At 59.6% G+C, this 12,484-nt stretch carries 10 protein-coding genes; all 10 read left to right on the forward strand.

What is annotated here, in order from left to right; translation table 11 throughout:
- Positions 1 to 210: 210 nt before the first annotated feature.
- Entirely contained in the window at positions 211 to 1,566 is a 1,356-nt protein-coding gene (locus AC1D1Z_RS28180) for a sn-glycerol-1-phosphate dehydrogenase (protein WP_018245337.1), read from the forward strand.
- Positions 1,567 to 1,570: 4 nt separating this feature from the next.
- Positions 1,571 to 2,383 carry an HAD-IIB family hydrolase gene (locus AC1D1Z_RS28185; RefSeq protein WP_018245336.1) on the forward strand — a complete coding sequence of 271 codons (813 nt, stop codon included), beginning with the start codon at positions 1,571 to 1,573 and terminating at the stop codon, positions 2,381 to 2,383.
- Positions 2,380 to 3,927 (forward strand): glycerol-3-phosphate dehydrogenase, encoded by a 1,548-nt coding sequence (gene glpD, locus AC1D1Z_RS28190; RefSeq protein WP_018245335.1) that lies wholly within the window; start codon positions 2,380 to 2,382, stop codon positions 3,925 to 3,927. The genes AC1D1Z_RS28185 and glpD overlap by 4 nt, the downstream gene beginning before the upstream one ends.
- 154 nt (positions 3,928 to 4,081) lie before the next feature.
- Positions 4,082 to 4,969, forward strand: coding sequence for a carbohydrate ABC transporter permease (locus AC1D1Z_RS28195; protein ID WP_018245334.1), 888 nt, complete (start codon positions 4,082 to 4,084; stop codon positions 4,967 to 4,969).
- Position 4,970: 1 nt separating this feature from the next.
- Positions 4,971 to 5,852 carry a carbohydrate ABC transporter permease gene (locus AC1D1Z_RS28200; protein ID WP_018245333.1) on the forward strand — a complete coding sequence of 294 codons (882 nt, stop codon included), beginning with the start codon at positions 4,971 to 4,973 and terminating at the stop codon, positions 5,850 to 5,852.
- Positions 5,853 to 5,921: 69 nt separating this feature from the next.
- Positions 5,922 to 7,421 carry an ABC transporter substrate-binding protein gene (locus AC1D1Z_RS28205; protein WP_477852264.1) on the forward strand — a complete coding sequence of 500 codons (1,500 nt, stop codon included), beginning with the start codon at positions 5,922 to 5,924 and terminating at the stop codon, positions 7,419 to 7,421.
- A gap of 125 nt (positions 7,422 to 7,546) precedes the next feature.
- A complete protein-coding gene (locus AC1D1Z_RS28210; protein WP_477852265.1) occupies positions 7,547 to 8,272 on the forward strand; it encodes an SDR family oxidoreductase in 726 nt (241 codons plus the stop codon).
- Positions 8,273 to 8,321: 49 nt separating this feature from the next.
- Positions 8,322 to 9,386, forward strand: a complete 1,065-nt coding sequence (locus AC1D1Z_RS28215; RefSeq protein ID WP_018245330.1) for an ABC transporter ATP-binding protein — start codon at positions 8,322 to 8,324, stop codon at positions 9,384 to 9,386.
- Between the two features lie 70 nt (positions 9,387 to 9,456).
- Entirely contained in the window at positions 9,457 to 11,505 is a 2,049-nt protein-coding gene (locus AC1D1Z_RS28220; protein WP_018245329.1) for a bifunctional aldolase/short-chain dehydrogenase, read from the forward strand.
- Between the two features lie 44 nt (positions 11,506 to 11,549).
- Positions 11,550 to 12,484: NAD(P)H-dependent glycerol-3-phosphate dehydrogenase (locus AC1D1Z_RS28225; RefSeq protein ID WP_477852266.1), on the forward strand; the 935-nt coding region annotated here is incomplete at its 3' end.

Raw genomic sequence — 12,484 nt, forward strand, 5'->3', positions numbered from 1 at the left:
TAATAGAGCCATGCGGCCCAATTGACGGCGTCGTCGAACTCCGTGGGCAGGGTGACGCCTGCGTCCAGCATGTGTTTCCTCAGTGTTTCCTTGTTTCCACCTTATCTGATGACACCGAATGGCAAATGTCAAGGCTATTTGATTTATGTATTGACAAGTGTCAGTGGCGGGTGTCTTTTGTTTTCATCACAATAAGACTGGACATCAGGAATGGAAACGACAGGGAACCAGGGCGGCGCCGCAAGCGCTCCCCAGGGCGGCTGGACCGCGTTGATTGATGATATCGTCGCCGGGCGCTGGGTGGATCCGGAGACGGGCAAACCAGCAACTGTGCCTTACGAATCTATCGTCATCGCAGATAGCCTTGAGGGACGGGAAGCCGAACTGGTTGCCGGACTAGGGCTAGGCAACACATTCACAGTCGTGGCCGATCACGCCACCTGGGATGCGATGGGTGAACGCATCGCCCATGCTCTCCGATCGCTCGGCCCCGTCAAGACCGTTCTTCTCGACCATCCGCATGCCGATATGGCGAATGTGGCTGTGTTGACCGAAAAACTGAAAGGCGCCGAAGGTGTGGTCGCAGTGGGGTCGGGCACGATCAACGATCTGGTGAAATACGTGACCGGCCTCGATGGACGGCGGTATTGTGTATTCGGCACCGCCGCCTCGATGAACGGCTATACCTCGACCACCGCGTCTATAACCCTCGACAACGGTCTCAAAGTGTCTTTGCCATCGCATGCGCCGGCGGGTTTCTTTGTTGACCTTTCTGTCGCCGCTGCGGCGCCCACCTATCTATCGGCTGCCGGCTTCGCCGATTGCCTCGTTCGGTCTGTGGCGCAGGTGGACTGGTGGCTGTCGCATCGTCTCTTCGGGACGGCCTACGATAACGCGCCTTATATCATTCAGCAGGAGGACGAGGCGGAGCTAAACCGGCGCGCCGAGGGGATCAACCGCGGCGATGTCTCCGCAAACGGCTACCTCTACCGTGTTCTGACGATGTGCGGTCTCGGTGTCTCCTTTACCGGCATGTCGAACCATGGCTCTATGGGCGAGCACCAGATCTCCCACTACATCGATTGCTTCGCGGGAGACCGCCATCCGGGGACGCTTCATGGCCAGCAGGTTGGCGTCGGCGTGCTGACCATGGGCCGCTTACAGCGGCACTATCTGGAAAACGCGTCACCGCCGAAAATGAAGGCAACCAGGATCGATCTTCAGGGAATGTCGCGTCGCATGGGCGCAGATATTGCCCAACAATGCTTCAATGAGATTCAGCCCAAGATCTTCGATGAAAAAGAAATCGGCGCGCTCAATGAAAAGATCGCCGAGATCTGGCCGGTACTGCGGGAGGAACTGAAAGCCTTCGTCATTCCGGTCGAAGAAATGACGCGGCTGCTCAAGGCAGCAGGTGGTCCCACGACGGCACAGGAACTCGGCGTCCCGGTCGACTTTTACCGTGAGGCGGTGGTTCACTGCCGCGAGATGCGCAACCGGTATTCGTTTCTCGATATCGCCGCCGACGAAGGCATTCTCGAAGACTTCTCGCGCGGGGAGGTGTGATCTCATGCGCGCCATCGTCGAAATGCCGTTGGAAGATGCAGGCAGGATCCATACTCTGTTTGCCGATATAGACGACACGCTGACCACGGACGGACGTCTGCCGGCCTGCGCCTATCAGGCGTTGGAGCGACTTCTGGACGCCGGCATTGCTGTAGCTCCCATCACCGGCCGACCCGCTGGCTGGTGCGATATGATTGCGCGGATGTGGCCCGTTTCAGGCGTTGTAGGTGAAAACGGCGCATTCTATTTTTCCTATGATCAACACAGCCGGCGCATGCGCCGTGTTTTCGCGATCAGTAGCGATCAGCGCGCCGATGATCGTAAACGGTTGGAAACAGTGCGCGCTCGCATCCTGGCCGAAGTGCCMGGTACCGCCATTTCGGCCGACCAGCTTTATCGCGAGGCCGACCTCGCCATCGACTTTTCTGAGGATGTGCCATCCTTGCCGGCCAGCGCAGTGGACCGCATCAAGCGGATCTTCGAGGAGGAGGGTGCGGTTGCAAAGGTTTCGTCCATCCATGTCAACGGCTGGTATGGTGCCTATGACAAGTTGACGATGACGCGCCGTTTCGCGGCCGACGTGCTCGGGCTCGACATTGACCGGGATAAGGACAAGGTCGTGTTCGTCGGCGATAGTCCGAACGATGCGCCGATGTTCCACTTCTTTCCCAACGCCTGCGGCGTTGCCAATGTCCTGCATTTTCAAGGCCGCATCGAGGCTGAACCGACTTACGTAACGGCCGCTGAAGGCGGACAAGGTTTCGTCGAGGTTGCAGACCGTCTTCTGGAAGCCCGCAAGGGGAGACCGACTGCATGACGATGGCGACGTACGACCTGGCGATCATCGGTGGCGGAATCAACGGCGCTGGTCTGGCGCGCGACGCGGCCGGTCGCGGGCTCCGCGTCTTTCTGTGCGAACAGTCGGATCTTGGCTCCGCCACGTCATCGGCGTCGACCAAGCTCATTCATGGTGGCCTTCGTTACCTCGAACACTATGAATTCGGGCTCGTGCGCCATGCGCTGCGCGAGCGGGAGGTTCTGTGGCACATAGCGCCGCATATCATCTGGCCGCTCCGTTTCGTGCTGCCGCATCGCAAGGGGCTGCGGCCGGCGTGGCTGTTGCGGCTCGGATTGTTCATCTACGATCATCTCGGCGGTCGGAAAAAGCTTCCGGGAACACGGACACTCAAGCTTTCGCGTGATCCCGTCGGCGCACCCCTTCGCGACGTGTCCGCCATCGCGTTCGAATATTCCGATTGCTGGGTACAGGACAACCGCCTCGTCGTCCTCAATGCGCGCGACGCGGAAAAACGGGGCGCCGACATTCGCACGCGCACACGTTGCGTGCAGGCAAGCCGCGAGAACGGGCTGTGGCATGTGACCGTGGAGGATGCTGAAACCGGGCGATGCGAGACAATTTCTGCCCGGGCGCTTGTCAATGCCGCCGGTCCGTGGGTGGACCAGGTTCTGGCCATCGTTTTGAACCGGAAGACGCAAGCAAAAATCCGGCTCGTCAGGGGCTCTCACATTGTCGTACCGCGCCTGTACGCACACGATCGCTGCTACATTTTCCAGAATCCCGATGGACGTATCGTCTTCTCCATCCCGTACGAGGACGACTTCACACTGATCGGCACAACCGATGTCGATCATAAGGATCAACCCGAAAACGTCCGTATTTCGGATGACGAGATCGACTATCTGTGCCAGGCAGCCTCTTCCTATTTTAAGGCCGGGGTGACGCGAGAAGAGGTCGTCTGGACTTATTCCGGTGTTCGGCCACTTTACGACGACGGTGCTGCCAATGCGCAGGAAACCACGCGCGACTATGTGCTGGAATTCGACGGCGCGGAAGACGAAGCACCGCTTCTGAGTATCTTCGGTGGAAAGATTACAACCTATCGCTGCCTTGCCGAGAATGCGATGCAGAAGTTGGCAACGCGGTTCCCAGAGTGGGGTGTAAGGGCGCACTGGACGGGCAAGCATGCCTTGCCCGGCGGCGACTTTCCCGCAGGTTCAGCAGAGTTCCTGGCTCAGGATCTTACGCGGGACTATGGATTTCTGGACATACGCGCGGCGCGGCGCCTTGTCAGGCACTATGGTTCCGAGGCGCGCGCCATTCTGGTCGGTTCCCGCACACGGGCTGACCTGGGCCGGTCCTTCGGCGCCGACCTGACGGAGGCGGAGGTCCGTTTCCTGATGACCCGCGAGTATGCGCGCACGGCCGAGGATGTGGTGTTTCGCCGGACAAAAGCCGGCATCCGCATGGGCTTGAACGAGATTACCGAATTGGATGCCTGGATGGCAGAGCAACGCTCCGCGACAGGCATGCACAGTGAGAAGAAAGCAGCGGCACACTGACCGGCCGCAGCTTTGATGACGCATGCCGGCTTGCGCCGGCGTAGAGAAACAGGATCGAGCAGAGCTGAACCGGCAGAGGAGTGCGGGTTTGGCAACGGTGACGCGCGCTCATGCCGGGCGCAATAGCCGCAGTCCGCTCGCTGGAGGGTACGGAATGTCCGTCGCACAGGTGAAACGCATTGCAATATCGGACTCGCCGATCCCGTGGCTCCTGCCACTGGTTTGCTTGCTCGTGGTATTCACAATCTATCCGCTGATCTACAACGTCTGGCTGAGCTTTCACGAATTCGTGCCGACAAAGCGCGCGTTGAAATTCGTCGGCATGGCGAATTGGGTTCAGCTCTGGAACGACACGCGTTTCTGGAGCGCGCTGGGCGTCACCTTCCTCTATTTCATTGTCGCGCTGGTGTTCGAAATCATCCTCGGCATGGCAATCGCCATGCTGTTGGATGCCGAACTGCCGGGCTTCAGCGTACTGCGAGCCACACTGTCGATGACATTGGTCATCCCCCCCGCCATCGCCGGTATGATGTTCCTGTTGATGGAGGATCCGCAATTCGGCGTGCTCCCCTATCTGCTCAACACGATGGGTCTGCTCGACAAATCGACTCCAATCCTTGCCACGTCATCCCTTGCTTTGGCCGGCGTGCTTGTCGCTGAAATCTGGCAGTGGACGCCCTTCATGGTGCTGATCTTCATGGCCGGTCTTCGCTCGCTGCCGGCCGAGCCCTATGAAGCAGCGATGATCGATGGCGCCTCGTCCTTCCAGATGTTCCGCCGGCTGACGTTGCCGATGATGTCGAAGGTCATCGCGGTCGCCGTGCTCCTGCGCGGCATCGATCTCTTCCGGGTGTTCGACTATGTCTTCGTCATGACCTCGGGCGGCCCGGGAACGGCCACCTATACCGTCAGCCTTTACGCCTGGCAGCAGACCTTCTCGTTCCTGAAATGGGGGTATGGCGCAACGCTGAGCCTCGTCAGCCTGGCAATGGTGATGATCATGGCCAACGTCTTCATCAAAGTCTTCAAGGTGAGGTGGTAACATGCACCAGAGCGCTGGGACACGGACACTTCGCACGATCGCCGGCTGGCTCGTCGTGGGAGCCTTCTTCTTCCCGATCTACTTCTGGACGTCGGTTGCTTTCCGCAACGCCAAGGACATCTTCAACTGGCCGCCGAAATTTTTCGTCTTCGAACCGACGGTCAAGAATTTCGAGCAGGTATTCGGCGTTTCGCTCGGCTTCGGTTTCGGGACGCAGGAAACGGTCAATCCCGGCGGCGGCAATTTCTACATGGCGCCCCGGCTTTGGGATTCGATCGTCGTCGCCTCGATGTCGACGGTGCTCGCCATCATCGTCGCGACGCTCGCCTCCTATTCGTTGTCACGGATGAATTTTCGCGGCCGGCACGAGTTCGTCAACTGGGTGTTGTCGACCCGCATGATGCCGCCGGTCGCCGTCGCCATCCCGATGTTCTTCATCTTCAAGCAGTTCAGCCTGCTCGACACCTATATCGGCGTCATCCTGATCCACGGCCTGATGAACCTGCCGCTGGCGGTGCTGCTCTTGAAGAGTTTCTTCGACGATATCCCGGCCGAGATCGACGAAAGCGCGCTGCTTGACGGCGCGTCGCGCTGGACGATCTTCCGGCGCATCGTCCTGCCGATGGCCAAGGGCGGCATCGCCGCGACCGCGGTTCTCTGCTTCATCTTCAGCTGGACGGAATTCCTGTTCGTGCTGACGCTGACGCAGACCGGCCTAAAGACCGTACCGGTGGTGTCGTCGACCTTCGTGACATCGATTGGAACGGCCTGGGGCAACATGGCGGCGCTGGGTGCAGCGGCCATCGTACCGGCCTTTATCGTGATCCTGCTGGTCCAGCGCCATCTGGTGCGTGGCCTGACGATGGGGTCGCTGAAACAGTAATTCGGCGCGGAGGCGCTTGAATATCCGGCCGGCAATTCTGTCGTCCGTTTAAAAGTGGAGGAGAAGAGGATGAAGGACAGTATTAGAAAGATGCATCTCGCATCGATCACCGATAGGTTCGTCAAGGGCCAGATGGCCCGCCGCGACTTCCTGATGGCCGCCGGCAAGCTGGGCCTGGGTGCCGGCGCACTCGGCATGGGTTTGGGTCGCCGGCCGTTTGGCGGGTTCTCGCAGGCCAATGCACAGGAAGCACTGCAGCCGTCGCCGGAAGTGATCAAGTGGCTGCAGGACGTCGGCAAGCCGTTTGCCGGCACCACGCTCAAACTCGCCACGGAATCGACACCCCCGTCAAACGCCATCAACTCGCAGCTGAAGAAATATTTCGAGGAAGCCACCGGCATCAAGGTCGAGATCGAGGTTCTGCCGCTGGAGCAAGTTCTGCAGAAGCTGACACTCGACGTGGCCTCATCGCTCGGCACCTATGACCTCTATTATATTGACCAGAGCTGGGCGGCATCCTTCAGCAAGGACGTCTTCGATCCACGCGAGCAGATCGAGGCCAAAGCCGACCTGGCGATGCCGAACTACAATATCGATGACTTCCTGCCGGCACTGGTTGACGGTATCGCCAAGTATGAGGACCGCTGGGTCGGCGTTCCCTACGACATCCCGATCTTCATCATGATCTATCGCAAGGATATCTACGAGAAGCTCGGCCTCAAGGCACCRGCGACGCTCGAGGAACTGTACACCAATTCCAAGACCATCACCGACGAGATGGGCCCGAACGTCTACGGCACCAGCGGCCAGATGAAATCCGGCCATTACAGCCTGGAATGCGACTGGACCGCATGGCTCTGGGGCCACGGTGGCTCGATCTTCGGACCGGACGGCAAGTTCACCGGTAACGACGAAAAGGGCGTTGCGGCGCTGGAATACTGGACGAAGCTCAAGGCAACCATGCCTCCAGGCGTCGATGGCTGGACCTGGGATGGTCAGGGCCAGTCGGTGGCACAGGGTGTTGCCGCGTCGATGCTGTCTTGGGGCGAATTCTTTCCCTATTTCGACGATCCGACCCAGACCAAGGTTTCGGGCCTTTGCGAAGTTGCAGTGCCGCCGCAGCCGATTGCCCTTCGCACCGTCAAGGAAACCGGTTACGGCGAAATCCCCGGCGTCGGTCACCAGGGCGGGTCGTCTCTTGCCGTGTCGAAATACTCAAAGAGCCCGGATGCAGCCTGGCTGTTCATGCAGTGGGCGACTTGCGYCGATACACAGGCCCTCATCACCACGCTTGGTGGCGGTACGGGTCCGACCCGCACCAGCGTCTATGAYGATCCGCGCGTTCTCGCCAATGCTCGCGTCGGTGCCGGCACCACCCGTCACTTGCCGATCGTGCGCGAGACGATTGCGAAATACATGGGCTCGGAACCGGACCTGCCAGAGTGGGCACAGCTGTCGAGCGACACGATCCCCGTTGGGCTGGGCAAGTATTTCGCCGGCAGCTACGGCTCGCCAAAGGAAGCCCTCGACGACATCGCTGCCCAGGTTGGCACCGTGATTAAGGGTTGATTGGACGGGCGGCGGTTTTCCGCCGTCTGCCAAACAAACGGTTCCTGGGGTTGCGATGCCACTTGCCCTCTTCCAGTGGCATTCGCATCCCGGGGATCGACAAAACAAATGCGGGAGGCTGAAACATGGCGGACAAGCCGCTGATTGCAATTACAGGTGCGAGCTCCGGCATCGGCGAGGCGACGGCGCGGGCCTTTTCGGCCGCCGGCCACCCGGTGCTGCTGATGGCACGCCGTCTCGATCGCCTGGAGGCGCTGAGGCTGCCGGACGCCGTGCTGAAACAAGTCGATGTCCGTGACCGCGCCGCACTGACCGCAGCCGTCGCCGACGCCGAAAGTCAATTTGGCCCGGTGGACATGATGTTCGCCAATGCCGGCATCGCCCGTCTCGGCGACATCGCCAAGCAGCCGCCGGAAGAATGGGACGAGATGATCGACATCAATACCAAGGGCGTAATGAATTCCGTCCATGCGGTGATGAACGGCATGATCGCTCGCCGCCACGGCACGCTGATGATGATGAGTTCGATCGCCGGCCGCAAGGTCTATCCGGATCACACCGTCTACTGCGGCACCAAATATTTCGTCCATGCGGTCTCGGAAAGCTTCCGCGAGTATCTGGCACCGCACAATGTGCGCGTCATCGTTCTGTCGCCTGGCATCATCGACACCGAGGTGCTCGACCATGTGAAGGACGAGACTACGCTCGCCAATTACAAGGCCAACAAGGAGGCGATCGGCGGCGGCATTTCCGCCGATATCGTCGCCGAGTTGAWCCTCAATGCTTACAATCTGCCTCAAAAGGCGATCGTGCAGGAAATCGTCATCACCCCGACCCGGCAGAAATACTGACCGGCACGCGACCGTCAGCAATACTAGAAGACGAGTGGAGCAGAAATTTATGGCAACCGTGGAATACAAGAGCATCGGCAAGTCGTTTGGTGCCTTCAACATCATGCGGGATATTTCGTTCCTGATCGAGGATCACCAGTTCGTCGTGCTGCTCGGGCCTTCGGGTTGCGGCAAGACCACCTTGCTGCGCATGACAGCCGGGCTCGAAACCGTCAGCGAAGGTGATCTTTTCATCGGCGGCAAACGGGTGAACGATATGCATCCGCGCGACCGTGATATTGCCATGGTGTTTCAGAACTATGCGCTCTACCCGACAATGAAGGTCTACGAAAACATTGCCTTCAGTCTCGAAGTGGCAAAGCAGCCACCGGCCGAAATCAAGCGGCGGGTCGAGCATGCCGCCGAAATCCTCAATCTGACGCCGTATCTCCAGCGCTATCCGAAAGAACTTTCCGGCGGCCAGCGCCAGCGGGTCGCCATGGGTCGCGCCATGGTGCGCGAGGCGGCGGTCTTCCTGTTCGACGAGCCGCTCTCCAATCTCGATGCCAAGCTCCGTGCGCACATGCGCACCGAAATCCGGCAGTTGCACAATCGTCTCAAGACGACAACGATCTATGTGACCCACGACCAGATCGAGGCGATGACGATGGCCGACAAGATCGTCGTCATGCGAGCCGGGAAGATCGAGCAGATTGGCACGCCCGACGATGTCTATGATAGACCCGCAAGCAAATATGTCGCCGATTTCATCGGTTCATCGGCGATCAATTTCCTGACGGGGACGATCGTCGCGGACCAGGGAGCTCCAGCTGCGGAGACCAAGGCCGGCCTTATCCGGCTCGAGCCGTCCCTCAAACTATCTGCAGGCCAGCGGGTGATCTGCGGCGTCCGCCCGACAGATGTCACGGTCGATCCGCAGGGATCCATTGTAGCCCGGTCGCTGCTAATCGAACGCATGGGGCATGAAGCTCAGCTCTGCTGCGAGGGGCCGGAAGGTCAGTTCCTGGCGATCGTCGACAAGTCTGCGCATTTTGACGAGCGGATGGATGTCCGTTTCTCGATTGCGCCCGAAAAGGTCCACGTCTTCGACGCCGCAACGGAAAACCGGGTCTGACACATACGCATCTAGATATCTAACGTTTGTAACCCGGTTCGCCAACAACGCGGGAAGAGAGGTGATAGTCATGAAATCGAGATGGAACGACACCGAGTTTACATCCGTGGTCGAGGCTTATGTTGGAAAGGGCATCAACCGCGATCTAGCGGTCCGAACCTATACAACGCGACTGCTCGGACAGGATCCGGAACTAGTGCTGCACGGCGGCGGCAATACATCGGTCAAGACGGCATGGACTGATCGGGACGGCACCTCGGTTGATGTGCTTTGTGTCAAGGGCAGCGGTTGGGACATGGGCACTATAGAGCCACAGGGCTTGCCGGCCGTGCGGTTGGACCCGCTGAAAGCGATGGTCGGTTTCGATGAGCTGAGCGATGATGAGATGGTGATGTTGCAGCGGCGGCTGCTGATGGATCCGAACGCGCCTAACCCTTCGGTCGAAGCCATCCTGCACGCCCTGTTGCCATTCCGGCATATCGACCACACCCATGCTAACGCGATAGTCTCTCTGACAAACCAGCCGCATGGCGAAGACCTTATCCGAGAACTGTTCCCTGATACGATCGTCGTGCCCTATGTGATGCCTGGCTTCCTTCTCGCGAAGGCTTGTGATGCAGCCTTCCGCGCCAATCCCAAAGGCGACGGCATGGTTCTCCTGAAACACGGAATTTTCACTTGGTCTGACGATCCGCGCGCGGCCTATGAGGACATGATCGCTAAGATCGACCGCGCGCAACACAGGCTGGCGAAAGGTCGGGCAAAGCCGTTTACTTCCGCCAAAGTGCCAAAATCGCTCGCCAGTGTGGCGGAAATCGCACCGATCTTGCGCGGCGCCATCGCCATCGATACCGGCTTAGAGGGCGCACCGAAACGTTTGATACTGGAACACCGCTGCACAGAGAGCGTGCTCGACTTCTGCAATGCGGAAAATGTGGAGAGCCTGGTCAGGCGCGGCAATGCGACGCCGGAGCATGTCATCCATATCAAGCGCCACGGTGTTGCGCTGCCGGCACCGGTGGCAGGCGAACTCGATACCTGGAAGGACATGGCCCAGGTCGCCGTTGATGCTTATCAGGCGGACTACCGGGCTTATTTCGAACGCAACAATGGTCGCGTCGGCGGCGGAAAAACGATGCTCGATCCTATGCCGCGTGTCTTTTACGTTGCGGGTGTTGGATTGTTCGCCGCGGGCGCCACGCGCAAGAACGCACTCGTCGGTGCAGATGTGGCAGAAGCAACGGTCGATGTTATCACCAAGGCGGAGGGCATCGAATCCTTTGAAGCGCTCTCCGAGGCTGACCTATTCGATATTGAATACTGGTCACTCGAACAGGTCAAGCTGACCAAGCAGGTGGAAAAGCCCCTGACCCGGCAGATAGCAGTCGTGACAGGTGCCGCCGGCGGACTAGGCCTCGCCATCGCCGAAGCACTTCGCTCCGAGGGCGCCGAGGTTGCGCTGATCGACATTGCACAGGACGCCGTAACTCACCAGGCAAAGCGGCTAGGAGGGTTCGGCGTCGCCTGCGACGTGACCGACCCGGCCGCAGTGGATGCCGCCATTGCCAAGGTGGCGAGCCATTTCGGCGGGGTGGACATCCTGATCTCCAACGCAGGAGCAGCCTTTCAGGGCTCGCTGATCGACGTGCCAGAGGAGACGTTCAGGAAGGCGTTCGAATTGAATTTCTGGAGCCATCATTACATGGCCCGAGCCGCCGTGCGTGTGATGGAGAAGCAGAAGACCGGCGGCGCCATCGTCTTCAATGTTTCCAAGCAGGCTGTCAATCCAGGTGCGGATTTCGGCCCCTACGGCACCTCCAAGGCCGCGCTGATGGCGCTGATGCGCCAATATGCAGTCGAGCACGGCGCATCCGGCATCACATCCAATGCCGTCAATGCTGACCGGATCCGCACGGGTCTAATGACGGACGAGATGGTCACTGAAAGAAGCCGCGCGCGCGGCCTGACACCCGAAGCCTATATGCGCGGCAACCTTGTTGGCCGCGAGGTAACGGGTGCCGATGTGGCAGCCGCCTTCGTGCATCTCGCTAAGGCGCGCTCAAGCACCGGCGCGGTTATCACGGTCGATGGCGGCAATGTCGCTGCTATGATGCGGTAGCGGGTCGGCTTTCCGTTTCGAACCACACCAAGAGGAGGATTACCGTGGCAAAAATCGTTGTAYTCGGTGCGGGTGTCATGGGCACCGCGCTTTGCGTACCCGCTGCAGACAACGGCCACAAGGTGCTGCTCGTCGGCACGCCGCTCGATCAGGACATCGTCGTTACCATGCGGCGTCCGGGCGGGATCCATCCCAAACTCGACGCTGCCCCGCCCGCCGGCGTCGAGGCGATCCGCTTCGACGAACTGCGATCGGAGCACCTCGCGAACGCGGATATCATTGTTGTCGGAGTGAGTAGCCCAGGCATTGGCTGGGTGACCGACATTCTTAACCGGGTCATGACGGAGGCCTGTCCCATAGCCTTTGTGACAAAAGGACTTGAGTCTGCGGGTTCCGCCGTATCGACCTATGCCCAAACGCTTCCCTCCCGTATTCCGCTGATGAGCGCTTTCATCGGGATCGGCGGACCGTGTATCGCCCGCGAACTCGCCAACCGTCTGCCGACGGCATGCATCTACGCCTGTGAGGATATTTCGGTCGCCGAACAGCTCGCCGCGATCATGCAAACGGACTATTACCGTCTGTCGGTGACGACGGACGTCACGGGCGTCGAAGCTTGTGCCGCGCTCAAGAATTTCTACGCGATCGGCGTGAGCGCCATGCAGACGCGGTATCCCGATCAAAGACGTGCGGACGGCCAATCTAAGAATCCGACGGCTGCAGTCTTCACCCAGGCAACTTTGGAAATGGCCAGACTATGCGAGAGGCTGGGCGGGCAAACCACAACGGCATTCGGGCTGGCCGGATTGGGCGATCTGCATGTCACTGTTGGCGGAGGGCGTAACAGCCGCCTAGGCCAAGGATTGGGAACTGGCCGCACAGTCGTTGAAATGTTGTCGAGCGAACTGTTTGGCGAAACGGTCGAAGGTGTGGATACAGCGCGGGTTCTGGCGAATATGGCGCTTGAGAAGCAACATAC

It is taken from the genome of Rhizobium sp. P1_E1, assembly GCF_056406015.1.